31 protein-coding genes and 1 tRNA gene are annotated in these 25,478 nt (G+C 61.4%); 19 read left to right on the top strand and 13 right to left on the bottom strand.

Annotated elements, in window-relative coordinates:
- Window positions 1-3: 3 nt before the first annotated feature.
- From G7A66_RS01365 to pspF, 4 genes are all read right to left on the bottom strand, one after another.
- Window positions 4-768, bottom strand: a complete 765-nt coding sequence (locus G7A66_RS01365; protein ID WP_174293910.1) for a DUF448 domain-containing protein — start codon at window positions 766-768, stop codon at window positions 4-6.
- Complete coding sequence (gene nusA, locus G7A66_RS01360) at window positions 749-2,425, bottom strand: transcription termination factor NusA (RefSeq protein WP_174293909.1); 1,677 nt, start codon at window positions 2,423-2,425, stop codon at window positions 749-751. Before nusA ends, G7A66_RS01365 begins: the two co-directional genes overlap by 20 nt.
- Window positions 2,425-3,003: a ribosome maturation protein RimP gene (gene rimP, locus G7A66_RS01355; RefSeq protein WP_174293908.1), complete on the bottom strand. Its 579-nt coding sequence runs from the start codon at window positions 3,001-3,003 to the stop codon at window positions 2,425-2,427. Before rimP ends, nusA begins: the two co-directional genes overlap by 1 nt.
- Before the next feature lie 151 nt (window positions 3,004-3,154).
- Window positions 3,155-4,216 (bottom strand): phage shock protein operon transcriptional activator, encoded by a 1,062-nt coding sequence (gene pspF, locus G7A66_RS01350; protein ID WP_174293907.1) that lies wholly within the window; start codon window positions 4,214-4,216, stop codon window positions 3,155-3,157.
- Between the two features lie 166 nt (window positions 4,217-4,382).
- On the opposite strand from pspF, the gene G7A66_RS01345 reads away from it, so the two are divergent.
- The 9 genes from G7A66_RS01345 to G7A66_RS01305 are packed head-to-tail and all read left to right on the top strand — an operon-like array spanning window position 4,383 to window position 7,948.
- On the top strand, window positions 4,383-4,547 hold the full coding sequence (locus G7A66_RS01345; protein ID WP_174293906.1) for a hypothetical protein: 165 nt from the start codon (window positions 4,383-4,385) through the stop codon (window positions 4,545-4,547).
- Window positions 4,544-5,482, top strand: a complete 939-nt coding sequence (pspA, locus tag G7A66_RS01340; RefSeq protein WP_408609224.1) for a phage shock protein PspA — start codon at window positions 4,544-4,546, stop codon at window positions 5,480-5,482. Before G7A66_RS01345 ends, pspA begins: the two co-directional genes overlap by 4 nt.
- A gap of 2 nt (window positions 5,483-5,484) precedes the next feature.
- Window positions 5,485-5,781: an envelope stress response membrane protein PspB gene (gene pspB, locus G7A66_RS01335; protein WP_174293905.1), complete on the top strand. Its 297-nt coding sequence runs from the start codon at window positions 5,485-5,487 to the stop codon at window positions 5,779-5,781.
- Window positions 5,778-6,155 carry an envelope stress response membrane protein PspC gene (gene pspC / locus G7A66_RS01330; protein WP_174293904.1) on the top strand — a complete coding sequence of 126 codons (378 nt, stop codon included), beginning with the start codon at window positions 5,778-5,780 and terminating at the stop codon, window positions 6,153-6,155. The genes pspB and pspC overlap by 4 nt, the downstream gene beginning before the upstream one ends.
- 24 nt (window positions 6,156-6,179) lie before the next feature.
- The gene (locus tag G7A66_RS01325; RefSeq protein ID WP_174293903.1) at window positions 6,180-6,521 is read left to right on the top strand and encodes a hypothetical protein; all 342 of its coding nucleotides are present in this window, start codon (window positions 6,180-6,182) and stop codon (window positions 6,519-6,521) included.
- Window positions 6,521-6,898 (top strand): hypothetical protein, encoded by a 378-nt coding sequence (locus G7A66_RS01320; RefSeq protein WP_174293902.1) that lies wholly within the window; start codon window positions 6,521-6,523, stop codon window positions 6,896-6,898. Before G7A66_RS01325 ends, G7A66_RS01320 begins: the two co-directional genes overlap by 1 nt.
- Before the next feature lie 2 nt (window positions 6,899-6,900).
- Window positions 6,901-7,230 (top strand): hypothetical protein, encoded by a 330-nt coding sequence (locus G7A66_RS01315; RefSeq protein ID WP_174293901.1) that lies wholly within the window; start codon window positions 6,901-6,903, stop codon window positions 7,228-7,230.
- A gap of 55 nt (window positions 7,231-7,285) precedes the next feature.
- Complete coding sequence (locus G7A66_RS01310) at window positions 7,286-7,510, top strand: hypothetical protein (protein ID WP_174293900.1); 225 nt, start codon at window positions 7,286-7,288, stop codon at window positions 7,508-7,510.
- A 24-nt stretch (window positions 7,511-7,534) separates the two neighbouring features.
- On the top strand, window positions 7,535-7,948 hold the full coding sequence (locus G7A66_RS01305; RefSeq protein ID WP_174293899.1) for a SufE family protein: 414 nt from the start codon (window positions 7,535-7,537) through the stop codon (window positions 7,946-7,948).
- A 28-nt stretch (window positions 7,949-7,976) separates the two neighbouring features.
- Here the strand turns inward: G7A66_RS01305 and G7A66_RS01300 are convergent, their stop codons facing one another.
- The 3 genes from G7A66_RS01300 to G7A66_RS01290 form a co-directional block, all read right to left on the bottom strand.
- Complete coding sequence (locus G7A66_RS01300) at window positions 7,977-8,477, bottom strand: sterol desaturase family protein (RefSeq protein ID WP_174293898.1); 501 nt, start codon at window positions 8,475-8,477, stop codon at window positions 7,977-7,979.
- Window positions 8,478-8,480: 3 nt separating this feature from the next.
- The gene (locus G7A66_RS01295) at window positions 8,481-9,260 is read right to left on the bottom strand and encodes a fatty acid desaturase (protein ID WP_174293897.1); all 780 of its coding nucleotides are present in this window, start codon (window positions 9,258-9,260) and stop codon (window positions 8,481-8,483) included.
- A gap of 64 nt (window positions 9,261-9,324) precedes the next feature.
- A complete protein-coding gene (locus G7A66_RS01290; protein WP_174293896.1) occupies window positions 9,325-9,720 on the bottom strand; it encodes an acyl-CoA thioesterase in 396 nt (131 codons plus the stop codon).
- 101 nt (window positions 9,721-9,821) lie between these two features.
- Between G7A66_RS01290 and leuC the strand changes: the two genes are divergently transcribed.
- The 9 genes from leuC to G7A66_RS01245 all read left to right on the top strand — a co-directional run bounded on the left by leuC (window position 9,822) and on the right by G7A66_RS01245 (window position 15,647).
- Window positions 9,822-11,252 carry a 3-isopropylmalate dehydratase large subunit gene (leuC, locus tag G7A66_RS01285; RefSeq protein ID WP_174293895.1) on the top strand — a complete coding sequence of 477 codons (1,431 nt, stop codon included), beginning with the start codon at window positions 9,822-9,824 and terminating at the stop codon, window positions 11,250-11,252.
- A complete protein-coding gene (locus tag G7A66_RS01280) occupies window positions 11,233-11,802 on the top strand; it encodes a DNA-deoxyinosine glycosylase (protein WP_174293894.1) in 570 nt (189 codons plus the stop codon). Before leuC ends, G7A66_RS01280 begins: the two co-directional genes overlap by 20 nt.
- Window positions 11,799-11,957 carry an isopropylmalate isomerase gene (locus G7A66_RS01275; protein WP_174293893.1) on the top strand — a complete coding sequence of 53 codons (159 nt, stop codon included), beginning with the start codon at window positions 11,799-11,801 and terminating at the stop codon, window positions 11,955-11,957. The genes G7A66_RS01280 and G7A66_RS01275 overlap by 4 nt, the downstream gene beginning before the upstream one ends.
- Window positions 11,957-12,571 (top strand): 3-isopropylmalate dehydratase small subunit, encoded by a 615-nt coding sequence (gene leuD, locus G7A66_RS01270; protein ID WP_174293892.1) that lies wholly within the window; start codon window positions 11,957-11,959, stop codon window positions 12,569-12,571. Before G7A66_RS01275 ends, leuD begins: the two co-directional genes overlap by 1 nt.
- On the top strand, window positions 12,568-13,569 hold the full coding sequence (locus G7A66_RS01265) for an NADPH:quinone oxidoreductase family protein (protein WP_174293891.1): 1,002 nt from the start codon (window positions 12,568-12,570) through the stop codon (window positions 13,567-13,569). Before leuD ends, G7A66_RS01265 begins: the two co-directional genes overlap by 4 nt.
- Window positions 13,570-13,653: 84 nt before the next feature.
- Window positions 13,654-13,977: a DUF1476 domain-containing protein gene (locus tag G7A66_RS01260; protein WP_174293890.1), complete on the top strand. Its 324-nt coding sequence runs from the start codon at window positions 13,654-13,656 to the stop codon at window positions 13,975-13,977.
- Window positions 13,978-13,980: 3 nt separating this feature from the next.
- Window positions 13,981-14,214, top strand: a complete 234-nt coding sequence (locus G7A66_RS01255; RefSeq protein WP_174293889.1) for a BolA family protein — start codon at window positions 13,981-13,983, stop codon at window positions 14,212-14,214.
- A gap of 40 nt (window positions 14,215-14,254) precedes the next feature.
- Window positions 14,255-14,614 (top strand): Grx4 family monothiol glutaredoxin, encoded by a 360-nt coding sequence (grxD, locus tag G7A66_RS01250; protein ID WP_174293888.1) that lies wholly within the window; start codon window positions 14,255-14,257, stop codon window positions 14,612-14,614.
- A gap of 250 nt (window positions 14,615-14,864) precedes the next feature.
- The gene (locus G7A66_RS01245; RefSeq protein ID WP_174293887.1) at window positions 14,865-15,647 is read left to right on the top strand and encodes an NUDIX hydrolase; all 783 of its coding nucleotides are present in this window, start codon (window positions 14,865-14,867) and stop codon (window positions 15,645-15,647) included.
- 3 nt (window positions 15,648-15,650) lie between these two features.
- Here the strand turns inward: G7A66_RS01245 and G7A66_RS01240 are convergent.
- Together G7A66_RS01240 and G7A66_RS01235 are read right to left on the bottom strand one after the other, a co-directional pair.
- Window positions 15,651-15,727 (bottom strand) — tRNA-Arg (locus G7A66_RS01240).
- Window positions 15,728-15,870: 143 nt separating this feature from the next.
- Entirely contained in the window at window positions 15,871-18,852 is a 2,982-nt protein-coding gene (locus G7A66_RS01235; protein WP_174293886.1) for a TonB-dependent receptor, read from the bottom strand.
- Window positions 18,853-19,139: 287 nt separating this feature from the next.
- Between G7A66_RS01235 and G7A66_RS01230 the strand changes: the two genes are divergently transcribed.
- On the top strand, window positions 19,140-19,670 hold the full coding sequence (locus G7A66_RS01230) for a DUF421 domain-containing protein (protein WP_174293885.1): 531 nt from the start codon (window positions 19,140-19,142) through the stop codon (window positions 19,668-19,670).
- Between the two features lie 19 nt (window positions 19,671-19,689).
- Here the strand turns inward: G7A66_RS01230 and G7A66_RS01225 are convergent, their stop codons facing one another.
- The 4 genes from G7A66_RS01225 to G7A66_RS01210 form a co-directional block, all read right to left on the bottom strand.
- Window positions 19,690-20,502 (bottom strand): class I mannose-6-phosphate isomerase, encoded by an 813-nt coding sequence (locus tag G7A66_RS01225; RefSeq protein ID WP_174293884.1) that lies wholly within the window; start codon window positions 20,500-20,502, stop codon window positions 19,690-19,692.
- Entirely contained in the window at window positions 20,499-21,554 is a 1,056-nt protein-coding gene (locus tag G7A66_RS01220; RefSeq protein WP_174293883.1) for a mannose-1-phosphate guanylyltransferase, read from the bottom strand. Before G7A66_RS01220 ends, G7A66_RS01225 begins: the two co-directional genes overlap by 4 nt.
- Before the next feature lie 86 nt (window positions 21,555-21,640).
- Window positions 21,641-22,963, bottom strand: a complete 1,323-nt coding sequence (locus G7A66_RS01215) for a glycoside hydrolase family 130 protein (RefSeq protein ID WP_408609223.1) — start codon at window positions 22,961-22,963, stop codon at window positions 21,641-21,643.
- The gene (locus tag G7A66_RS01210; protein ID WP_174293881.1) at window positions 22,935-25,286 is read right to left on the bottom strand and encodes a glycosyltransferase family 4 protein; all 2,352 of its coding nucleotides are present in this window, start codon (window positions 25,284-25,286) and stop codon (window positions 22,935-22,937) included. The genes G7A66_RS01215 and G7A66_RS01210 overlap by 29 nt, the downstream gene beginning before the upstream one ends.
- Window positions 25,287-25,478: the final 192 nt, after the last annotated feature.

Below are 25,478 nucleotides of genomic sequence, written 5' to 3'. Positions count from 1 at the left end.
GTATCAGGGCGCGGTGTCAGCCGCTTCGCGCGCCATTTCGCCCGGCGCGGCATCATTCAGCGAAGCCGTTCCGGGTTCCGGTCCGGGCCTGCCGACATAAGGCAGCAACCTTTGCAGCGTCTGGTCGATGCGCGCCGCCAATTTCGCGTCGCCAATCGCGAGATGCACGACATTGTCGCGGCCCAATGCCACAGACAGAGCCGCCCGGTCCAGTGGCAAGCGTACACCGACCGCACCGGATCCTTCCGCGTCCTGCCCCACGCGCCACGCCTGATCCAGTTTCGCATTGCCGTCAGCGCTGGCATCGCTCGCATGAGCAAGCCATGCAACACGACCGGCGCGCGCCTGTTCGGCGATCCGGTCGGAACCCAAGATAAGCGCTCCGCTGCGCATTGCGAGTCCCAGCCGGTCACTAAAGTTACGCGTCAGTGCCTGTTCGATCAGGTCCGGCAGATCGTCCGGAACGTCCAGCTTGGCGCCCTTGTAGGCACGGGCCAGGGCACCGCGCAGGCGGCCCTTCTGCATAGCCTGCTCCAGCTCCCCGCGGCTTGCACCGAGCCACGCGCCCCGCCCCGGCGCACGGGCCAGGGGGTCGGGCAGCACGTCGCAGGCACCATCCGGCTTTTCAGGCGAGATGGCGAGGCGCAGCAGATTGTCTCGCGGCAATATTTCGCCGGACAATATGCAGCGGCGTTCGGGCCCGGTTTCCCGGGCCTGCGCGCCTTCCGATCTATCGGAAACTAGCGATTCATTGCGAGGATTCCGCAAGGGCGGCCTCCTCTGAACTATCGCCGGCAGCCGGAGCCGCTGTTTCGGCGGCACTGTCGTCTTCGTCTTCGAACCAGTGAGCGCGGGCGGCCATGATGATCTCGTTGCCCTGCTCTTCGCTCAGCCCGTATTCGCCCAAAACGCCGCCCTTGTCTTCGGTGCGCTGCGGCGGGCGGCGAGTCGGCGGACCTGCTTCGGGATTGGTCCGGCGGCGCGGCGCCTCGCGCTTCTTGGCGATGAGTTCGTCGGTGGCGAGATCGGCAAGATCGTCCAGCGTCTTGATCCCCGCCTTGCCCAGCACGACCAGCATCTGTTCGGTCAGATGCGGCAGTTCGGCCAGATCGTCCTCTACGCCCAGCTCGCGGCGCTGTTCGCGCGCGGTATCCTCGTGCCGCTCCAGCGCTTCCAATGCGCGGGACTGCAGTTCTTCGGCCAGTTCCTCGTCGAAGCCTTCAATCGCGCCCAGTTCTTCCAGCTGCACATAGGCAACTTCCTCGAGCTCTGCGAAGCCTTCGGCAACCAGCAGCTGGGACAGGGTTTCGTCGACGTCGAGTTCTTCCTCGAACATCTTCGACCGTTCGGAGAATTCCTTCTGCCGCTTAACGCTCGCCTCTTCCTCGGTCATGATGTCGATCTGGTGGCTGGTCAGCTGGCTGGCGAGGCGCACGTTCTGACCGCGGCGACCGATGGCAAGGCTGAGCTGATCGTCGGGCACGACGACCTCGATGCGGCCCTCTTCCTCGTCCAGAACGACGCGCGCTACGGTGGCGGGCTGCAGGCCGTTCACGACGAAAGTGGCCGTGTCCTCGCTCCAGGGAATGATGTCGATCTTTTCGCCCTGCAGTTCCTGCACGACGGCCTGGACGCGGCTGCCCTTCATGCCGACGCAGGCGCCGACCGGGTCGATGGAGCTGTCATGGCTGATCACGCCGATCTTGGCGCGGCTGCCGGGGTCGCGGGCGGCGGCCTTGATCTCGATGATGCCATCGTAGATTTCGGGCACTTCCTGCGCGAACAGCTTCTTCATGAAATCGGGATGCGCGCGGCTTAAAAAGATCTGCGGCCCGCGATTGTTGCGTTCCACCTTGGTGATCAGCGCACGGACACGCTCGCCCACGCGCGCGGCTTCGCGCGGTATCTGCTGGTCGCGGCGGATCACGCCCTCGGCCCGGCCGAGATTGACGATCACATGGCCGAATTCGACCGATTTGATGACGCCGGTGATGATCTCGCCGTCACGATCCTTGAATTCTTCGAACTGGCGTTCACGCTCGGCATCGCGGACCTTCTGGAAGATGACCTGCTTGGCGCTCTGAGCGTCGATACGGCCGAGATCGACCGGCGGCAGCGGATCGACGATGAAATCGCCAAGCTTCGCATCGGCATCCAGCTTCTTAGCGGCGTCGAGATCGACCTGCTTGAAGTAATCCTCCACATCCTCGACCACTTCGACCACGCGCCACAGGCGCAGATCGCCGGTCTGCGGGTCGAGCTTGGCACGAATGTCGTTTTCCGCGCCATAACGGTTGCGCGCCGATTTCTGGATCGCCTCTTCCATCGCTTCGATCACGATGGATTTGTCGATCATCTTCTCGGACGCGACCGCATTCGCGATTGCGAGCAGCTCGGCCTTGTTGGCGGAAATTGCAGTGGCCATCAGTCGTCAGCCTTTTCTTCTGTGACTTCGTAGATTTCGTCGGCACCGCTGGTATCCAGCGGCTGTGTCGCAGCAATCAGCGCATCGGTCAGGACAAGCTTTGCCGAGTGAATGGCGGAGAGCGGGACGCGGATGCGCTTTTCGGTGCGATCCTCGATTTCGGCCATGGGCGTGTCGTTTTCCTCGACCAGGCCGATCAGCGTACCGCGGATGTTGCGCTGGCCGTTGACCTTCTCGGTCAGCGAAACCTTGACTTCGTGCCCTGCCCAGTTCGCGTAATCATGCATGCGTGTCAGCGGCCGGTCGATACCGGGGCTGCTGACTTCAAGGTGATAGGCACCCGCGATGATCGTCTCGCCCGCGGCCTCAAGCTCGTCCAGACGGTCGGACACGCGGCGCGACAGGGCGGCGCATTGGTCGATGATCAGCTGGCCGGTCGAGGGGTCCTCGGCCATGATCTGCAAGGCTCGGTCGCCGTCGCCTGCTTCCGACGACGTCATCCGCACGCGCACGAGGTCGAAACCCAGCGCGCGCGCTTCGGGTTCGATCACTTCGTTCAGGCGGTCGATATCGGCCATGTGTTCTCCGGTCGCAGATCAATTTGCCGGCGTTGAAAACAAGGCCCGTCGCGCCGGCCCCTTGCGGCGCCAGCCCGGTCTTGCGTCACAATGTCGGGATGAATGGTCAGTTAGGCGCTGCATTCGCCTTTGGCAAGCCTTCGCCGCAAATTCACGTCCTGTCTTTTTCGTCGCTCTCGCCGGTGTCGGCAGTGAGCGCATGCTTCTTGATGCAGTGGCGCAGCTGATCGTAGCTCAGGCCGAGCGCCTTGGCGGTCTGCCGCTGGTTCCAGCGGTGCCGCCCTAGTGCATGTTCGACGATGGCGCGCTCATGCGCATCGACCGCCCCGCGCAGATCCGCGATGGAATCGAAATCAGGACCGGCGACGCGTTCGGGCGCAGGCGCTTGCTGGCTGGACGGTGCCGGGCCTGACACAAGCCGCGGCTCGGCATCCGGCAGCCACGGCGAATCGAAGGGGTCGAATTGCACATGGCCGATGGGGTTCGCCGCGTCGTCCCAGCGGTAAACCGCGCGTTCGACCACGTTGCGCAACTCGCGCACATTGCCGGGCCATAGGTGGTCCTCAAGCTGTGCCTCGACATGCTCGGCAAAGCCGGGCCACCTGTCCCATTCCAGTTCCGCCGCCATGCGGCGTCCGAAATAATCGGCGAGAACACCCACGTCGCCCTGCCGGACGCGCAAGGGCGGCAGGGTGATGACCTCGAAGCTTAACCGGTCGAGCAGGTCGGCGCGGAAGCGCCCCTCCTGCGCCATGCGCGGCAGGTTCTCGTTCGTCGCCGCGACGATCCGCACATCCACCCTGCGCGGCCGCGACGAACCGATGCGCGTAACCTCGCCATATTCCACCGCTCTCAGCAGGCGTTCCTGAGCGCCGGTGGACAAAGTCGCCAGTTCGTCGAGAAACAACGTGCCTTTGTCGGCTTCCTCGAACCGCCCCTCGCGCATTTTGGTAGCACCGGTGAATGCCCCTGCCTCGTGACCGAACAATTCGGCCTCGATCAGCGTTTCGGGCAGTGCGGCGCAGTTCATGGTGACGAGCGGTTCGTCCCAGCGGGTGGAGAGGCGATGCAGACGTTCGGCGATCAGTTCCTTGCCCGTACCGCGCTCACCGATGACCAGCACCGGGCGGCGCAGCGGGGCAGCACGACTCGCCCGCTCGACCGCGTCGAGGAAAGCGCCGGATTGGCCGATAAATTGGTTTTCCCGCTCCATTACAGCTTTATAGCGAATTACGCCAAGTGTTGGCAAGATGCGCCACGTTCATCAGGCAGCCATAAGCTTGAATATCTCGTAAATCGTGCATTTTCCGGTTTGGCACGCCCCTTGCGAAGTATGGTTCGACAGAGAATTCGACCAGCTTCGGAAGGGAGTATGCAGCATGAACAACCGCCACAAATTCACGGCCACACGGCGCGGTGCGATTGGAGCCGGGCTTTGCGCGTTGATCACCGTCGCGCTGCTTTCCGCCCAGAGCGTGCCCGCGGACACGCCCCTTACGTCAAGCGGCAGCGGATTTGGCATCGGCATGGTGGAACTCGCATGAACGATCTGGGCCCCGGCAATAATGGTCAGGACGACAAGCGCGACGACGATCCGCTCGGCATCGAAACCGATGCGGAAGACCGCGCGCGCCAGCAGCGCCTGACCCGCCTCGACGCCGAGGTCGAGCGCCTGCGCAAGACGCCGAAGCAGAAAGCATCGGAGCGCCCCCGCGACGCGATTCGGCGCGATCCGGGCCTCGGCCGACCCGATTCATCACCTTTCAATATCGGAGTTCCCTTCATGGGCATTTTCAGTCGCACGCGCGATATCGTCGCCGCGAATTTCAACGAGATCCTCGACAAGGCGGACGACCCCGCGAAGATGATCCGCATGATCATCCTCGAAATGGAGGAAACCCTTGTGGAAGTGCGCGCCAGCGCCGCGCGGACCATCGCCGATCAGAAGGAAATGCACCGCCACACTCTGAAGCTGGACAAGCTGCAGGGTGACTGGGCGGAAAAGGCCCAGCTTGCCTTGTCGAAAGACCGCGAGGATCTGGCGCGCGCCGCGCTGGTCGAAAAGCGCAAGGCCACCGACATGGCGGACCAGCTGAAGGAAGAGATCGCCGTACTCGACGATGCGCTGCGCGCCTATGAGCAAGATATCGAGAAATTGCAGAACCGCCTGCGCGAAGCCCGCAGCCGCCAGACCGCCATCGCGGCCCGCCTGGAAAGTGCTGAGAACCGGGTCAAGCTGCGCACGCTGCTCGCCACCGAAAGGGTGGACGATGCCATGGCCCGTTTCGACCAGCTGGAACGCCGGGTCGATTATGCCGAAGGCCGCGCCGACGCGCTGAACATTTCCGACGGCAGCAAGAAGCCCAACCTCGCCGACGAAATCGCCGCCCTCGAAGGCAGCGACAAGGTCGATGACGAGCTGGAAGAAATGAAACGCGCGCTCGGCCACAAACCCGCCGGCGACCAGAAAGGGAAGTAGAAATGGATGATATTTTTGCCATTGTCGCGATCTTCATCGCGCTTCCGTGGATCGTGCTGCACTATGTGACCAAGTGGAAGACATCCGCCACGATCACCAGCGACGACGAACAGTTGCTGGAGGAACTCTACAATCTGGCCAAGCGGCTGGATGAGCGGATGGAGACGGTCGAGCGCCTGGCCGCAAACGACAGCTCCGATTTCAAGCCGGCCCGGCTGGTCCATGATCAGACCGAAGATAACGACAAACTGCGTGAGCTCGACCGGATGCTCAGCGAAAAGAAAGGGATGACGCGATGAGCAGCGAGAGGACCAAACTATATCGCGACAAGCAGAACGCGAAACTGATGGGCGTCTGCGCAGGCATCGCCGATTACACCGGCGTCAACGCCATCTGGATCAGGCTGGCCGCCATTGCGCTGACCTTCATGACGGGCGGATCGACCATCCCCTTCTATTTCATCGCCGGCCTGTTGCTGAACAAGAAGCCGCCGCATCTCTATGGCGATCAGGACGAGCAGAAATACTGGCAGCGTGTGCGCCAGTCGCCCCAGCGCACCGCACGTGAAGTGCGCGCCCGGTTCCGCGATGTCGACCGCCGCCTGGCCGCCGTCGAAACCCACTACGTGACCAGTAATCCGCGCCTTTCGGCAGAGATCGAACGCCTGCGCTGATCAACGACAAACAGGGGACGAAGAATGGAAGGCATACTCGCACTGATGATCCCGCTGGCACCCTTCATCATGGTGGTCGCGATCATCTGGATGAAAAACCAGCGCAAGCTTGAAGAAAAGCGGCTGGATGCGGCTGCCAACCATAGTGCCGAGGCTGCGGCGCGCCACGCGACACAGGTGGGCGAACTGGAACAGCGCGTCCGCGTGCTGGAACGCATCGTCACCGACAAGGGATACGACGTCGCCGCTCAAATCGAGGCCCTGCGCGACCAGAACAGTGTCGAAAACCACGCCAGCGAAGGTCTGCACCTCGTGGATCAGGACAGCGGCGTTCCGCTCCGCACCAAGCAAAAGGAAACCTTCTGATGGTCTGGGTCGATTTCGTGCCCTATCTGCCCCTGCTGATCGGCGGCGGCTTGGGAGTAGCTGGCCTCGGCGTCTGGGGTTGGGTGCATACCACCAAGATGAAGATCCAGGCAGGTTACCCGCTGGAAGGCATGTGGGGCCAGTCGCTCCACCCGCGCACCGACCCCGAAGCGAACAACCGTGTCACTCTGTTGACGCAGGAGAATGCACAGCTTCGCGCGGAAATGGGTTCGCTCAAGGACAGGCTCGGCAATGTGGAACGCATCGTCACCGACAGCGGCTACCGCCTGACGCATGAAATCGACAGCTTGCGCGACAATTCGACCGGCCTCGAACATGCTTCTGACCGGGCGAATGGCGATGGCGGCACGCATTGAGCATGTGGACCGCAATCTTCCTGATCGCCTGCATCATAGCCGCCGTGCAGATGTACAAGGCGAAGCAGCGCGCCGACAACGGCATCATTGCCGACAAGGAAGGCAACGAACGCTATATCGAGCGCAGCGACCCCGATGTGCAGCGTGAGGTAGAACATCTGCGCGAACGGGTCCGCGTGCTGGAACGCATCGCCTACGAGGCGAACACCGGCAGCGGGCGGCAATCACGGGAAATTTCTCGCGAGATCGAGGCTCTCCGCGATAATACCGACACCCCGGAGGCTACACCCGACGACCGGATGAGCAGCGAAAGCCCGCGCCGCGAGGATTGACGAAAACCGCCTTCACACCTTTCTGCATGGACCCTTGGCAAGGAGGATTACCGCTATGTTTGACCAGATCGTACTACCGCTGACGGCCCTCCTCGCCACGATCATCGTGACGGCTGCCATCTTGCGCGGCTGGCAGGGCTGGCTCGCGCTGAAAGAACGTGAACTCGACCGCACCTCGGGCGATGTGCTACGCAACCCGACTGCCGGGCGGATCGAACTGGCCGATCTGAAGGAGCGGGTTCGCCAGTTGGAAGCGATCGCCAACGGGGTGGAACTCTGAGGTTTGCCTGCTATTGCGTAGCCCATGCGCACATTGGACGACATTCGCGAAGAGTATGAATTCCTCGAAGGCGACGAACGTTACCGCCTGCTGATCGAACTCGGGCGCGATCTGGAAGAGATGCCGCAGCCGCTGAAGACCGATGCCACCCTGGTGCGCGGATGTTCGGCCAGTGTCTGGGTCTACCCGGTCGAGACCACCGACGGCGCTCTGCATTTTCTGGCCGACAGCAATGCCGCCATCACCAAGGGCATCGTCGCGCTTGTGCTTTCGGCCGTTCAGGACAGACCGGCGGAAGAGGTCGCCAGCATGGACATCGCCGAGGAACTGGCGCCGTTCGACCTGAAGAACCAGCTAAGCTCAAACCGGACCCAAGGTGTGCCCAACATGATCGCACTGGTGCAGGACCACGCGTCGCGCCTCGCCAAGGCGGGCTGAATTCTTCGGCCCGAGCGGACCGGGTCGTTCAAGCGTTCGCGCTGTCGCGTACCACGGCAAGCCCCGCTTCCCGCTGACGCTTCAATTCCGCTTTGAGCCGCGCCGGGCTTCGCGCGAACACGAAGCCGAAGCTTACCCCGCCCTCGCGCCCGACAGTGGCATGGTGTAGCTTGTGCGCCTGCACCAGCCGCTTGGCATAGCCGCGCTTGGGCACCCAGCGGAAAAAGCGCTGATGAACCAGCCCGTCGTGAATGAAGGTATAGATCAGGCCATAGAGCGTGATGCCGAAAGCAGTCCACCACAGCGCCGCAGAGTAGTAATAGCCGACAAGGAACATGAAGAACACGATGGTTCCGAATACCACGGCGAACAGATCGTTCTTTTCCAGCACCTTGTCATGCGGTTCGTGATGGTCACGGTGCCAGTCCCAGCCCCAGCCATGCATGATGTATTTGTGCGCCCACCAGGCGAACAGCTCCATGCCGATCACGGCTGCCAGCACCACGGCTGCGATTTGCCACAGGGTCATGGCTCAGCGTCCCTTCTGCATGTTCTCGCGCCGGATGCGGGGCAGAGCCCACCACGGTGTATCAGCGCGGCAATGATGTTCGTGATGATAGCCGAAATGGAAACAGCTGGCGAGGCTGGCGAAGCTGCCGAAACTTTCGCTGCGGGCATTGTGCCGGTCGGCAAAACCGTCTTCGTCATGCCGGTGCGGGCGATAGGTCCCAAAGTAGAACAGCTGCATCGATGATGCGATGGCGGGAAGTCCATACAGCAGGACGATGTTCTGCACCGGAACATTCAGTGCCAGCCAGTAGATGGCCACGACGCTGGAGACGAACAGCATCGACTGCTTGCCAAAATAGCGCTTCAGGAAGGTACCGTACCAGCGCCAAAAGTGGCTCGGGTTGTCCTCGTCGAAATCCGGATCGCCCGGCTTTCCCGCTAACCGGTGATGATCGAAATGCGCCGAGCGCATCCGCTTCCATGAAAAACCCGCATAGAGAAACAGCAGCGCCGCGCCGATGGCGGAATTGATCCGCTTGGCGCCCGGCACCAGCGATCCGTGCATCGCATCGTGGCTGATGATGAACAGGCCGACCGACAGCCAGCACTGCACCGCCGCCAACAGCAAGGCGAACGGCAGGCTGGTCCAGGTCAGCTCGAAAATGAACATCGCGAAGACGTGGATGGACAGCCACGCCGCCACGACTGCCGCGGCAAGTGCCAGGCCGATCACCGCCTGGCGGCGATACGCCGAGCGGTGTGCAGGTCGGCTGTTTGCCGGATAGGTCGGGCTTGATGCCATGGAAACCTATATAGGCGCTTTAGCTCCGGCGCGAAACCGCCGGAAAATCAGCAGCCGTCAAAATTCAGTCGCGGAAGAAGAACTTCGAGATTTCCTCGCCGATTCGCGCAGGACGCAGGGTTTCGGAATCGATGCAGCACCAGCTGGACTGGATCTCGGCGAGCACGTCCTCGCCCCGCTGGATAACCGTGGAATAGAACGCTCTCGCGCCCTTGATGCTTTCCAGCACGGTGCGGGCGACCACATCATCCTCGAGAAAGGCAGGTTTACGGTAGGTAATCTCGTGCTTCAGCGCGACCCACGCCCTGCTCGCCACGGCGTCGGAGGGGGCGATGTTGCGCCAATGCGACAGCACGGCATCCTGCACCCACCCGAGATAGCGGGCGTTGTTCACGTGCCCCATGAAGTCGATATCGTCCGAAGTGATGGCGATCGGGTGGATGTGGCTGGCTGCTGACATAGGTGTCAATTAGGCATTCAATCCTTTCCTTTCCATGACAATGTTTTTCTAAACGGGTGAAAACTTGCCAGCGCCTGCTTGCCGCGCCTATTTTTCGCCGCATGGCCAGCCGACCGCGCACCTTGTATGAAAAGATCTGGGACGCTCATGTCGTGGAAACGCGGCCTGACGGCACCAGCCTCATCTATATCGACCGGCACCTCGTCCACGAGGTGACCAGCCCACAGGCATTCGAGGGTCTGCGCCTTGCCGGGCGGACGGTGCGCCGGCCCGATCTGACGCTTGCCGTGCCGGATCATAATCTGCCCACCACGGCGCGGCTGGATGCGGCCGGCGCTCGCCTGCCGATCGCCGACCCGCAATCGGCAGCGCAGCTTGCCGCACTCGAGGCGAATGCCCCCGCCTTCGGCATCCGCTACATCGATTCTTCCGCAGCGGAGCAGGGAATCGTTCATGTCGTCGGGCCGGAACAGGGCTTTTCGCTTCCCGGCGCGACAATCGTCTGCGGCGACTCGCACACTTCGGCGCATGGCGGAATCAGCGCGCTGGCTTTCGGCATCGGGACGAGCGAGGTCGAACATGTCCTTGCTACCCAGACCTTGCAGCTAAAGCGATCCCGCACGCTGGAGGTCCGGGTGGATGGGCTGCTCGGCCACGGGGTGACACCGAAGGATCTGATCCTCCACATCATCGGCGTTCTGGGCACAGCGGGCGGCACCGGTCATGTCATGGAGTTCACCGGGCAGGTCTTCCGCGAAATGAGCGTCGAAGGCCGCCTTACCGTCTGCAACATGAGCATCGAAGCGGGCGCACGCGCTGGCCTGATCGCCCCTGACGATACGACTTTCACCTATCTGAAGGGCAGGCCTTACGCGCCCCGCGGCGAGGATTGGGACAAGGCCGTGGCCTGGTGGCGTACGCTGGCCAGCGACGACGGCGCCCTGTTCGACAAGCGGATCACCATCGACGGATCGGCCATCGAGCCCACCGTAACCTGGGGCACCAGCCCGGAGGATACGGCGCCGATCGGCGGAACGGTGCCTTACCCCGAAAGCTTCGCCGACCCGGCAAAGGCCGAAGCCGCGCGCAAGAGCCTGTCCTACATGGGACTGGAACCGGGCCAACGGCTTGACGAGATCGCCGTCGAGAACATCTTCATCGGCAGTTGCACGAACAGCCGTATCGAAGACCTGCGCGCCGCCGCCGCCGTGCTCGACGGGCGCAAGAAGGCCGATGGCGTGAAATGGGCAATCGTCGTTCCGGGTTCCGGGCTGGTGAAGCGGCAGGCAGAGGCGGAAGGACTGGACCGCATCTTCATGGCTGCGGGTCTGGAATGGCGCGAGCCCGGATGCTCGGCCTGTCTCGGCATGAATCCTGACAAGGTGCCGAAGGGAGAACGCTGCGCCAGCACCAGCAACCGCAACTTCGTCGGACGACAGGGGCCGGGTTCGCGCACTCACCTTGTCTCCCCGGCGATGGCCGCCGCTGCCGCTGTCACAGGCCGACTTACCGATGTTCGCAAGCTTGGATGAAGCAAGATTGACGCAGGAAGTTCGCAAGTCGTCGTTTGCTCCGGTTGTCGACGCAAACACCCGCGTCCTTGTCCTCGGCAGCTTGCCGGGCGAAAGATCGCTGCAGGCCAGCGAATATTACGCCCACCCCCGCAATGCCTTCTGGCGTCTGGTGGGCGAGGCAATCGGCGTTGACGTGTCTGCCGAAGAGTATGGTGCCCGGCTCGACATATTGCGCGAACACGGCATCGGCCTGTGGGACAGCATCGGATCGGCGCGGCGGCGCGGAAGCCTCGATACCGCCTTGCGCGACATCGCCCCTGCTCCCATTGCGAAGCTGGTGAATAGCTTGCCTGAACTGCGCGCCGTCGCTTTCAACGGGATCAGGAGCGCGCAGGTCGCCCGGCCGCAATTGGTCGATCACGCCCTCGCCCTGATCGATCTACCCTCCAGCAGCCCGGCCTACGCTAGGATGAGCTTTGCTCAGAAAGCGTCAGAATGGGCACGACTCGCCGAATTCACGCCGCAATCTTGCAACGATAGCCGCCGACGCGCATTGGATCAGGCATGAGCAAGAATGATTCCTCCAGTGGCAAGGTTGCCCTTGCCGGTGCCATCGGATCGGCGGCCATCGCCGCTGCCCTCCTTTATGCCAACAAGCGGCGCACGCGCGGCGAGGAGCAGGCTGCGAAGCCCGTCCGCCCCGCGCCTCCTGAAACGGATTGATGCAGCCCGTCAGCACGATCGAGGGCCGCGCCATTCCGTTCGGCCGCAAGAACGTCGACACGGACGTGATCATCCCCGCGCATTGGCTGAAAACTATCAGCCGTGACGGTCTGGGCGCTGGCGCGTTCGAAACGATCCGGGCAGAGCCGGGTAACATCTTCGACGATCCGCAATTCGCCGGCGCGCCCATCCTGATCGCCGGAGACAATTTCGGCTGCGGTTCCAGCCGCGAACATGCCGCCTGGGCGATGCTCGACCTTGGGATCCGCGCCGTAATTGCTTCCAGCTTTTCCGACATTTTTGCTGGCAACGCGTTCAAGAACGGCATTCTGGCAGTCGAGCTGCCGCAAGCCGAGATCGACCGGTTGCTGGAGGTTGCCGAAACCGACCCGATTGCCATTGATCTCGGAAGTCAGACGGTCACCACCCCGTTTCAGGATCGCTTCGCCTTTGCCATCGATCCGTTCCGCAAGCATTGCCTTGCCGAAGGGCTGGACGAAACCGGGCTGACCTTGGCCCGCAGCGAAGCCATCACCGCTTACGAAAATCGCCAATTGGCCGAAATGCCGTGGCTAAACGGAACAATGGAACATCGAACGGAGGGAAGTGCATGAAAGCGTTGCTGAACAAGGAAGTCGGCGGTCCGGAGACACTGGTCCTGGAAGATATCGACGATCCGGTGGCCGGCAAGGGCCAGGTGGTCGTGAAGGTCGCTGCCTGCGCCATCAACTTTCCCGATACGCTGATCATCCGCGACATGTACCAGGTAAAGCCCGGCCGCCCCTTTGCCCCCGGCAGTGAAATCTCCGGGACGGTGGAAAGCGTCGGCGAAGGCGTTACCGAATGGCAGGTGGGTGACCGCGTGCTGGCCGGAATCGGCTATGGCGGTCTGGTGGAGAAGATCGCGGTCGATGCATCGCGCCTGTTCCGCATTCCCGAAGGCGTGTCTTTCGAAACGGCGGCCAGCCTGCTGATGACCTATGGCACCACCATTCATGGCCTGAAGGATCGCGGGCACATCTCCGAAGGGGATACGCTGCTCATCCTGGGTGCAGCGGGCGGTGTCGGCCTGTCCGCTGTCGAACTGGGCAAGGCCTTCGGCGCCCGCGTCGTGGCGGGCGTGTCGAGCGAGGAAAAGGCCGAAGCCGCCCGCAAGGCGGGTGCCGACGAGGTCGTCATCTATCCCCGCGCGCCGTTCGACAAGGACATTTCCAAGGATCTGGCCGGCAAGTTCAAGGCCGCCTGCGGCCCGGAAGGCGCCAATATCGTCTTCGACATCGTCGGGGGCGACTATTCCGAACCCGCACTTCGTTCGATCGCCTGGGAAGGCCGGTTTCTCGTGGTCGGCTTCCCGGCAGGCATAGCCAAGATGCCGCTGAACCTGACTCTGCTTAAAAGCTGCGACATCTGCGGCGTCTTCTGGGGCGCTTTCACGATGCGCGAACCGGAGAAGAACGCGCAGAATATCGAGCAATTGTTCGACCTGCTAAAGGCCGGCAAGATCGACCCGCTGATTTCGGAAACCTATCCGCTGGAAAAAGGCGCCGACGCTATTCGGGCGCTCGAAGAGCGGAAGGCGATCGGCAAGCTGGTCGTCACGATGGAGCCCTGATCGGCTGGCCTGATCCATCGGGGCGCTTGCCGCAGGGCGGCGCCCCGCCTATTCTGGCGCGCAACGATCACGAAAGACCCTGCCATGACCACTTTCAACGACCGCGAACGCGGCGAAGAATCGAAATACGCTTTCGACGAGGAGAATGCCTTCAAGATTGCGGCAAGGCGCAACCGCCTGCTGGGCAAATGGGCCGCCGAAAAGATGCATCTGACGCCCGAAGAATCGGAAGCCTATCAGAAGGCAGTAGTTCAGGCCGATTTCGAGGAATCCGGTGATGAGGACGTCATTCGCAAGGTGCTAGGCGATCTGACCCAGGCCGGGTGCGATGTCGACGAAGCTGCGGTGCGCCTCGCATTGGAAGAAAAGCACGTCGAGGCCCGGCGGCAATTGATGGCGGAAAGCTGAGCCATGGCGATGTCCGCACAGGAAATCGAAGGCATGATCCGGGCAGCCCTGCCCGATGCGAAGATCGAGATCCGCGATCTGGCAGGCGACGGTGACCATTATGCGGCCAGCGTTGCAAGCCCGGCTTTCGCGGGCAAGAGCCGCGTCCAGCAGCACAAGATGGTGTATGACGCTCTCGGCGGGAAAATGGGCGGAACCCTCCATGCCTTGCAACTGACGACCTCGGTTCCCAAGTGAGAACCAATTCAAGATCCGAAGTTACAAGGTATTTCTGACTATGGCCGAAATCAAAGAACGCCTGTCGGGCATCGTCGCCAAAGACGACGTCGTGCTGTTCATGAAGGGCACGCCGCTGTTCCCGCAATGCGGTTTTTCCAGCCGCGCGATCGCCATCCTGGACCATTGCGGCGTCGCTTACGAAAGCGTGGACGTATTGCAGGACATGGAGATCCGGCAGGGCATCAAGTCCTTCTCCGATTGGCCAACGATCCCGCAGCTTTATGTGAAGGGTGAGTTCGTCGGCGGCAGCGACATTATGATGGAAATGTTCGAAGCCGGAGAATTGCAGGAATTGATGGCCGAAAAGAAGGTGGCGCCAGCCTCGGACTCAAGCCAGCGAAGCACTTCCCATGATTGAAAAGAGGCCCGCCCCAGAATTTCTGGAGCGGGCCTTTTCATATGGGGTCGTGCGGCACGGGACTACCAGGATCGTGCCGCCGCAGACTTATTCCAGAGACATCACGTACATTGCACGACACGTGCCAACTGTCCGCAAGTGCCCTGAACTGCCGGTCTTAATGGTTACCGGCCAATCGGCCTGAGCGAAGACTGTAAACCACTCCGACAGGGGCTTGGCAAGATTACAGCTTACCGCCATTCTCCACGCCATGAACGATACAGCGCCAGAACCGGACGCCATACCTGCGGCGACGCTGGTGATTTTCCGTCTCGGTAGAACTGAGGGCGCGCCTCCAGAACTGCTGATGGTTACCCGATCAAGGGAACTCGTCTTTGCAGGCGGTGCCGCAGTCTGGCCAGGCGGCCGGATCGATCCTGCCGACCATGATCTGGCTGCCGCCACCGCCACGGACCTGGATAAGGAAGACGTAGCCGCGCGCATTGCGGCAATTCGCGAGACGCTGGAGGAGACCGGCCTTGCTATCGGCATCAGGGGGACCGTGGATGGTGCTGCAGCCATGGATGCCCGCGCCATGCTGCTGGAAACGCTGTCCCTCGCGCCTGTGCTCGAACGCTTCCGCTGGAAGCTCGACCTCGATGCGCTTGTTCCCTTCGCCCGCTGGTTTCCGCGCGGCATGGCCCACAAGCGCCTTTTCGACACGCGGTTCTATCTCGCCGATTTGGGCACCGGATCGGTCGACATCACCGTCGACCGCACCGAAAACACGCACCTGTTCTGGACGAGCGCGCAGACCGCTCTCGAAATGGCCGAAAGGGGCGAGATCAGCGTCATTTTCCCGACCGCGCGCAATCTGGAGCGTTTGGCTCAGTTCCCTGATTTTCACGCCGCGAAACGGCAGGCGGAAGCAATCGAGGTGCGCACGATTGTGCCGAAGATCGTCGAGAGAGAAGGAACGCGCTGGCTGACGATCCCCGAGGATGCCGGATACCCGGTGACGCGGCAGGCGCTGGAGCGCATCGAACGGGGTTGAGAATGGCGCGCCTGGCAGGACTCGAACCTGCAACTCCAAGCTTAGAAGGCTCGTGCTCTATCCAGTTGAACTACAGGCGCGCATTCGCAGCGCTGCATAGCGTGATGCGCTTGCCGCGACAAATACAGCTTTCAAAAATAATCTCGGCAGGGAGAACTGCAATCCGCAATAAAGAAGGGGCCGGACATTGCGCCCGGCCCCCTAGTCTGCGGCTCCAGTCTTCTCAGAACTGAACGCCGACTGCCACGCCATAGCGGCGAGGATCCAGAGTGAAGACGTTCGTAAACAGGCCCGATGCCGCGTCGGTAAGATACAGGCCGGTTACCGAACTGCTGTCAAAAATGTTCTGCACGAACCCCCTGATGAAATAACGCTCATCCGGACCGTTCAGCTGCACTCTGGCATTGGCCTGCACGAACGAATCGATGGAATTGACGTTCCCGTTGAAGATGCTGCCAGATTGTTCGCCGGTAAAGGCAAGGTCGACCCGGGGAACAAGGGTCATGCCGTTGTCGAAGAACACCGTATATTGGGCGCCGACCGATGCCTTGAAATTCGGCGCCTGCGGCAGATCGTTCCCGCGCAGATTGACTTGCACGCCCGGACTGAGGACGTCGATGCCGCCGAATGCCGCACCGACCGCTGCTGCCTGCGCCTGCAGCGCGCTGCAGATGCTGAATGCGCCCGTAGCATTGATATTGCCGTCGGCAGGGAAATTCGTCGGCCCCCGCAGACCCAGATTGGCATTGATCGCGCTGACAAACGCATTCGCACCCGCAGCGTTGCCTGCGGTGGTCGGAACGACAGCACAGTTAGCGCCGTTGGTGATGTCCTTGATGATGACGGCATCCGAGCGACCGCCAGCGGGATCGCGCGGGTTGCTGAAGAATTCGTCTCCGGCAACCTCGGACTTCAGATAGCTGAAGCTCATGTTGATCAGCAGCGCCGGATCGGGACGGACCACCGCCTCGAGTTCCAGGCCATAGACATTCGCATCAATCGTGTCGTTCACCGCGGTTCGCGCAATGATCCGGCTGAGTTGCAGATCCTTGTACTTGTAGTAAAACGCCGTCGCATTAAGCACCAGTTGCCCGTTGGCAAAGGTGTTCTTGCTGCCGATTTCGAAAGCGTCGATCGATTCCTTCTCAAAGCCTTCCGGCACGGCGAAGATCGGCTGCAAAGGCGGGTTGATGCCGCCGGATTTGTAGCCGCGCGAATAGGAAGCATAGAGCAGATTGTCGGGCGTAAGCTCGTAATCGGCGACGAAGCGTCCGGTAATCGCATCGAAGGACACTTCGCGCGCCTGCACCACCTGGTTACCCGGAATTCCCGGATCGGCATCGTATGTCGGTCCGACGAAAGGCGAGTTGAAAGGATCGTCCTGCAGGGCATAAGGCACCAGGAAATTGACCAAAGTGGACCGCGCCACATTGGTCTTCTTGTCATTGTTGTAACGCAGTCCGGCCGTCAGTTTCAGCCTGTCGCCCACATCGAAATAGACTTCACCAAATATGCCATAGCTGTCGAGTTCGAAATCGATGGTATTGTTGCGATACATCGACGGCCCGAGGTAGGAAGGCGGCAGATCGTTGGCAGGATCGGCGTCGACGACGGTCCCGAAAGTGTTGAACGAACCCAGCAGTCCGGCGATGTAGTCGATGGCGAAAGTGTTGATGAAATAGCTGTTTTCGCTGACCTGCGAGTTGGCGTAGATGCCGCCCAGCAGGAAATTGAACGGTCCGTCGAAATCGCTCGTGACGATGGCTTCACCCGAATAGGATCGCTGGTCCTGGTTCGATCTATCGAACGAAATCGGAGAGTCGCCGCACAGGCGCTCACCTTCAAAAGCGCCGCGATTATCGGTGCGGGCGGCCGAAGTGCAGAGCACGCCGTTCGGCCCGTTCGGGAACAATGCGTTGGCGATAGGCGCGAAATAGGCGGCGGATCCCGGCACGAAGGGCGGGAATGGCGCAGGCAGGCCCGTCGGCACCCCGTTCGCCGCGAAGAAGGCGGTCTGGTTCAAAGCTTGCGCGAAACCGCTGCGGTCGAGAATGCCGAGGTTGTAGTCCTGCCGGCTGTCGACACTGGTTTCCTGATAGATGCCGGAAAGCGAGACGTTGAAGGCGCCGAGGTCTTGATCGACCTGCAATTGCACCTGCAATTCGTCCGCAAAATATTCCGGTGTAAAGGCAGTCGACACCTGCCGGAAATCGGCTGGCTCCTGAAAATTCGAGAATGCGTCGGGGCCGTACAGGCTGTTGAGGCCGAAGCCCGGCGGCAGACCGTTGATCGCCAGGAATTCATCGGAACCCAGCGTACCGGTGAAAGTGGCGTTGAGATTGACCTTTTCGAAAGCCAGATTGTTGTTCAGGCAACCGAGAACGCCCGTCGGGTCGCGCTGGCACTGCTGCTTCTGAATGCGAAGCCGGTCATCGTCCTCGCGGAAGTAATAGCCGATGAGATCGACCGTGGTGGTCGAGGTTGGTTCCCATCGCAAGGAGCCACGCACCGCATACATGTCGCGGCCATCGATGCGCGTGTCGTTGAACAGGTTTTCGGTGAAACCGTCGCGGTTCAGGTAGAAGCCCGCCACGCGGGCGGCCAAGGTGTTGCCAATCGGCACATTGAGCATGCCGGTAGCCTTGATCGAATCGTAATTGCCGTATTCGAATTCACCCGATCCACGGAACTCGCCCAGTATCGGCTTTGCGGTGACGACATTGACGACGCCCGAAGTCGCATTGCGCCCGAACAATGTGCCCTGGGGGCCGCGCAGAACCTCGATCCGTTCGAGATCGAAATATTCCGTTTCGAACAGGCGGGTGCCGAACAAAGGGGCCGAATTGACGTGGATTGCCGTGGCGCTGTCGCAAGTCACACCCACGCAAAGATCGCCGATGCCGCGGATGGTAAAACTGGAGGCGGTAAAGTTGCTCTTGGTGAAAGAAACGTTCGGAAGGGTAAGCTGAAGATCGGCCGCATTTTCGATCTGCTGCGCCTCGAGCGCTTGTGCATCAAAGGCACTGACCGCGATCGGCACGGCCTGAAGGCTCTGCGCCCGGCGCTGGGCCGTCACGATGATTTCAGGAGTATTGAAATCCGGCGGAGTGTTCGGCGGGTCGTAAGTGTCCTGTGCCTGTGCCTGTACGGGTATCATCATCGCACCAGCGCAGATTCCGGTCAGTAAAGCGGCTTTGCCCCTCATAGCATCCCCTCCCATGTGCAGCCGTCTTTTGCGGTCTGTTTCACACAGCGTAGGCGCAGAGAAGACTGCATTGCAATAGAGGACCGGAAAGTTCCGCAATTTTTGCAATGCAGCATTGCTGATTTGCGCAATTTCGCATGTCGCCGGAGTTGCGCCGCGCCTTCTGATGAAACAACCGGCTATGCGCCGGCGAACGTGCGCCTGCCCAGAATGCGCTTGCGCCATTTGCATGCATGGCGAATGAATCGTGCTTGCATGCGTTCAGCCGTGATAGCCCGGAGACCCTCATGTCTTTTTTCGCCGAGACTTTCCCGATGCTCCCGCTCCGGGCCTTCCTCATGATGGCGCTCGTCCTGTTTTTCGTCGTGCTATGCGTCAGGATCGTCGGTCTGCGCAGCTTCTCGAAAATGACGTCGTTCGATTTCGTCCTGACTGTCGCGATGGGTACATTGCTGGCGGGCGCGGTCACCGCGACTTCATGGGAGCGGCTGGCCTATTATCTGTTCACCATCGCATCGCTGTTCCTGCTGCAGTTCTGCATTTCCAAGCTGCGGGTGCGGAACAGGAATTTCGAGGATGCGATTGGCAACGACCCGCGCCTGCTCGCTTTCGACGGACAGATCTTCGAGACAGCGCTGCGAGAGTCGCGGGTCAGCAAGGCAGACCTCTTCGCGAAACTGCGCGAAGCGAATGTGTCGGATCTCAGCCAGGTGCGCGCTGTCGTGCTTGAAACCACGGGTGACATTTCGGTTCTGCAAGGCGACGCTGTCGATACACGATTGCTCGAAAACGTACTTGGCCGCCCGGACCATGAATGACGACGGCCAGTGACCGGGTTCAGTCGAGGAGAGGTGTCGTCACCAGCGTCCGCTCCGCTTGGGTGAAATCGACGGAACTCAATCCCTTCGCCAGCGCGCAATTACCGGCGCTGACGGTTGCTCCGCCGATTTTGACAGAGCCCGATATCGGTATGACCAGGCAGTGCCTCTCGTAATTCGAGATAACATCATCGTCAGGTGTCCCGGCAATCTGGTCGAGCAGAAAATGCGGGCCATTCACCAGTCTTGACCCCTCGTCGGGTCCGATCTTCCGATGCAGTTCGGGATCGTAAGGCGATCCCTTCGCTACTGCAATGCCGGCGTCCAGATGCAATTCGCGCGGGCGACCGTAGTCATAAAGCCTGTAGGTGACGTCGCTGTTCTGCTGAATTTCGATCAAGCTGATGCCACCGCCGATCGCGTGGACAGTGCCGGCCGGGATATAGAAGAAGTCACCCGCTTCCACCCGGTGCCACATCAGCAGATCCTCGATGGAACCGTCCAGCGCCGCTTCGCGCATCCGTCCCGGCGAAATCGCTTCGCGGAACCCGATGCCGAGGCGGGCGTCGCTGTCCGCATCCAGCATCAGCCAGCACTCCTCTTTACCCTGGCGCCCCAGCCCCGCTGCTTCGGCCTGGTCGTCATCGGGGTGGCTCTGAATAGAGAGTTTCTCGCTGGTGAAGATATATTTGACGAGCAGTTCCTGCACCTCGGGCGGCGGCTCGAACCAGATCTCGCCGATCGCCTCCTCGTAAGATTTGCCGAAAGGCGGCGGCAGATGCTTGCGCCCCCAGACTTTGGCCACCTCGCGCACAGGCAGCAGCCCGCTCATTGTCCGGTCACGCCCGACAACTTGCCGACCTTCTGAACGCCTTGGCGATGCGTGACCAGAATGTCGTTGCCATCCACGATGATGACCACATCTTCCAGGCCGATGGCGGACACACGAGGGCCGTCGCTGTCGATCATGACATTGCGGCATCCGACGAGTTCCGCGGCTCCCCTCGCCAGATTGCCATCCGCGTCGAAATTGTCGGCAGAGCACGGCAATTGCTGCCGCGCTGCATGTACGGCCTCCCAATTGCCTATGTCCGACCATCCGAAGTTCGCCGACACCATGACTGCCCTGTCCGTGTTCTCCATGACCGCATAATCGACAGATTCGCTCTCGACACTGGCGAAGCTGACCGCGTCGGGATAAAACGTTCGACCTTCTGTTGCCCCACCAGCAACGGAACGCGTCACCGCGGCGTGGAGGGCCGGACGATACCGCTTCAGCTCCTCGAGGTAGGTCTCGGCACGAAAAGCGAAGATGCCGCCGTTCCAGCTATATTCGCCGCTCTGCAAAAAGCGTTCCGCCGTTTCGCGGTCGGGCTTTTCGACGAAGCGCGCGATGCGATAGCCTTCTTTTATCGCCTCGCCCTGCTTAAGATAGCCGAAGCCGGTCTCAGGGGTTTTCGCTTCAATGCCGAACGCGACGAGCCACCGGTCACCAGCCAGCCGAGCGGCGGCCTGTGCGGTTTGAAGGAAGGCCGCATCGTCCGAAATATGATGGTCGCTCGGGCAGATGAGCATCACTGCGTCGGCCGGCAGCCTTGCAGCGGCGAGCGCGATCGCCGCCGCCGTGTTCTTTCCCTCCGGCTCGACGATGATCTGCGCGGCCGTATTCCCGCTGCCGAGTTGATCCTCCACATGGGCCATATGGGCGTCGCCGGTCACGATGATCGGAGCGGCGAAGGTGTCCTTGTCGCCGCAGCGCCGAAGCGTCGCTTCGAACAAGGTACCCTCGCCCACCAGCGGCAGGAAAGGCTTGGCCTTGGCGGCACGGCTGCGGGGCCACAGACGGGTGCCGATGCCGCCGCAGAGTATGACCGGAACTATCACTGAAGCATTGCTACCCTGCGCTGGAAGGGAAGGTCAGCGACAGTATCGCAACCTCCCTCTGGTTTGTTTGCATCACCAACGCATCATCAGGTCATTAGTTGCAGCAGCCGGTCCACCTCGACCGTCGCGAAACCGACGGCGCTGTCCGATATGCCATAGGGGATCAGCAGCGTTTCCCCCACCTTCATCGCACCGCAGGTATAGACCACGTTCGGGACGTAGCCCGCCCGGTCGTCATCCTGCGCGGTCAGGATCGGGTGCCGGGTCCTGCCGATGACGCGGGACGGATCGTCGAGATCGAGCAAGGCAGCGCCCAGCGCATATTTGCGCATCGCGCCGACGCCATGCGTCAGGAGAAGCCAGCCTTCGTCGGTGCGAATGGGGCTTCCGCAATTGCCGATCTGGATGAATTCCCACGGATAGCGCGGCTCCATCAGCAATTTGCCCTCGTCGTTCCAGCAATCGACCCGGTCGGATTTCAGCAGGAAAAGGTTCTTGCCATCCTGGCGCCCCACCATGGCGAAGCCGCCATCGATCGGTTCGGGGAACAGCGCCATGCCCTTGTTCCGTCCCGCTTCGCCGGTGATGGGTTCGAGCTGAAAGGAACGGAAATCCCGCGTACGGAGCAGTTCCGACCGGATGTTCGAGCCGGAATAGGCCGTGTAGGTGCCGATCCATTCAAAATCCTCCTGCCGCCCCGCGCCTCCATGGTCGAAGCGAACCAGCCGCAGATCTTCCAAGCCATTGCGCTGCTGTTCGGTGATCGGGAAGATCACCGTATTCGAAAGATTGCTTTCCGGATGGCGCGTGACGGTTACGGCATCATCGCCATCGGTCAGCGTTTCGTCCTCGAGTTCGACCGAGGTGGCGAAGGAGCTTTGCGGCCAGAGCGCGAATGCGCCATCGCCATGCATGATGCCTTCGCGGAATGCGATGGAACTGATGTGCCCTTCACCGACGGCGCGAAGACTCATGACGAACCGGCAGGCATCGCCTTCCAGTCCGCTCTGATCAGGGTGAGGCACGACCGAAGGGTTCATCAGAGCCGCGGCGGCATAGGTGTATTCGTGACAGAAATAGGCGCCGATCAGCTTCTTCTCGATATCGGAGAACTGCCGGTCCGACAGGTCCAGCGACTGCTCGACCTCCGCGAATCGCTGTTCGAACATGCTTTCGGTCTGCCAGTGGCGCCCATTGAAGTCGGCGACCACCTTGGCATATTCCTCCGCTACTTCCGTCTCGGTAAGGGCGAGAACGTCGTCCACCAGCTTCTGCGAACGCCCGCCCGGCGCGTTGCGGGCCTGCCACCCGAGGTGAAACGGCCGCAGAACCACCCGGGAAGGGTCGGCATGCAGCCGCGTCTCCAGCAATGTCAAAGGGCTAGTTGATGTGGACGATCTCTTCGTCAAAATCCTGTCCCGCCTCTCGTTGCTGGGGATGCTCTAGAAGCGCTATCATCGAATAGCAGGACAGTTGGAAGGCCAGAATGCTCTCTGCTCCACAGTTAGCGTTCGCCCCGCGCGGGGTTATGCCGTCGCGGCAACGGCCGGATGCAGCGTCAGCCAACGCGACGCCGCGGTCGTTATGGCCGAAAAACCACTGCCATGCGCGCTGTGCCGCGTCGCGGTAAAAGCCGTCGCCGGTCAGGTCATAGGCAGCGCGGTGCGCGTCGATTGCGGCGCTTGCCTCCAGCGGCTGCTGGTCGAAAGGCAGATATTCGCCTGTCCGCCCGAAACTTTCCGAACCGATGGGGCGGAAATGGCCCTTGGTCGACGACTGACAATCGCTGATCCAGCGCAGCGTCTCGAGGCCCGCCTCGCGAGCCTCCTGATCGCCCGTGATCGCCGCTGCTTCGATCAGAGCCTGGCTGAGGCGCGGATTGTCATAGGCGAGCATGGTTTCGAACCAGGTCCAGTCCGGCCTGCGCCCATGCCCGAGCAGAGCGACCATCATCGCGCTACCTCGGCCTAGCACCGTACGTGAAGCGGCGTGGCCCGGATCGTGGCGCAGCATCGCCGCAGCGCCCAGCATGGTGAAAGCGACGGCTCGCGGCGAATCCAGATCGGCGATGCGGGGAAGGACGTGGCCGTACAGGTCGATGGCCCAGTCGCGCATCTCGGGGAAGATCGCATGCTCGATGGTATGGCCAAGCGCCCATAAGGCGCGTCCGTTGGAATCGTCCGATCCCACATCTTCGCACCACTGCCGGTCATAGGCCATGAAGTTGCGAAACCGGCCCGCGTCCTCGTTCCACGCGTGCTGAATGAAAGCGGCGTAGGTTTGGCTGAGGCGCATCCGCTCGTCCGGAGCAAGCCGGGTCGCGATATTCGCGACCATGAGAGCCCTTGCATTATCGTCGATGCAATAGCCGTGATCGCGGTCGGGAACGATTCCGATAGCATGTTGCGCAATGCCGGTACCGTCGGTCATGCCCAGCAATGCGGAGAGCCCAGGCGCAGCAATTGCGTGCGCGCTTATGGCTCGGGCTGCAACCGGCCCGCTCCGGTGGTCAGCGGCAGCCTTGCAGATCAATCCTGCGGTCGCATCGGCAAAACGGGGCCAGATCGTTTCCCGGCCCTTGGCGTAGGCGCGCCGCTGCAGCCGCTCCAGCCGCTGCGGTTCGGCCAGCAGATCCTTCACCGCACCGGCAATTGCAGCCGAAGAATCCGGCTCTATCAACAATCCGACACCATCGCTCAGCAATTCGCTTGCGTGCAGATAAGGCGTGGAGACGACCGCCTTGCCTAGAGCCACCGCATAGCTGAGCGTACCTGACGTGGATTGCTGCAGATTGAGATAAGGGGTCACGTAAATGTCGCAGGCTTCGAGCTGATCGAGCAGTTCGCCCGTATCAAGAAAGCGGTTCTCCCACTCCACGCAGTGCGAAACGCCCAAATCCTCGGCGCGCCTGATCAGGCTTTCGCGATAGGCCTCCCCGTCGCGAGCAACCAGATTGGGATGCGTCGCACCGACAATCCGATAGAGAATATCGGGATGGTCGCGGGCGATGGAGGGCAAGGCCTCGATAACCTGGCCGATGCCCTTGCCGGGGCCGAGCAGTCCGAAGGTCATCATCACCGGGCGGTCTGGAGCAAGCCCCAGCAGCTGCTTGAACTGCGCCTGCCTGCCGAAGGGGCGATCCGGCGCGCCGTGCTCGATTATCTCGATGATTTCGTTTGGTGCGCCGTATCTCTCGGCGAGCAGATCGCGCGAATGGCCTGACATCACCATGATGCGCGACGCACGCCTGATCAGATGCCGGAGAATGTCTTCCTGTTTGGCGGTTGGCTGCCTCAACACCGTGTGCAGGGTCAGGATCAGCGGCGCCGCAAGCCGGTCGACAAAGTCGCAGACCATATCGCCGCTGGTGCCGCCGAAGATTCCATATTCATGCTGCAACCAAACCGCATCGACACCGCTCGCGTTGATATCGCGCGCGGTGGCGGCGTAGCTTGCCCCATCGTCGCTGCGGACGATTCCCCTGGCATCCGGATAGGAAAGATTGCCCTTGCCATCATCGAGAGCATAGACATCGACGCCGATTTCCGGATGATAGGTTTCGAGGGTGTCGTGAATGTCGGTCGTGAAGGTCGCGATACCGCATTTGCGTGGAGCGAAGGTGCCGACAAGCGCCACCTTGACGTTCCCGGCCGGCACACCCCTGCCGCCGAGTGCGCCAGAGCCCTTCAGCATGTGCAAATCAGCGACAGCATTGTCCAATCCATGTTGCATCTGCGAAAGCGACCTCGGCAATTCAGGGAACTGCGGATTAACGACAGAGAAAGGCTTAAGTTCCCTGTCTTTAAACGCGTGACGGGCAGAACGAACGACTCCCGAGTCGCAACTGACCGCACCAAGATTCCACCAGCGTATCCGCATATGCCGCCTGCAATGCCGCACTGCACAAAAGCCATCATCAGGCGA

This window comes from Alteripontixanthobacter muriae (assembly GCF_013336795.1).
Classification (GTDB): Bacteria; Pseudomonadota; Alphaproteobacteria; order Sphingomonadales; family Sphingomonadaceae; genus Pseudopontixanthobacter; species Pseudopontixanthobacter muriae.
The sequence above is the reverse complement of the archived record's forward strand: the minus strand, read 5'-3'. Positions and strand labels throughout refer to the sequence as shown.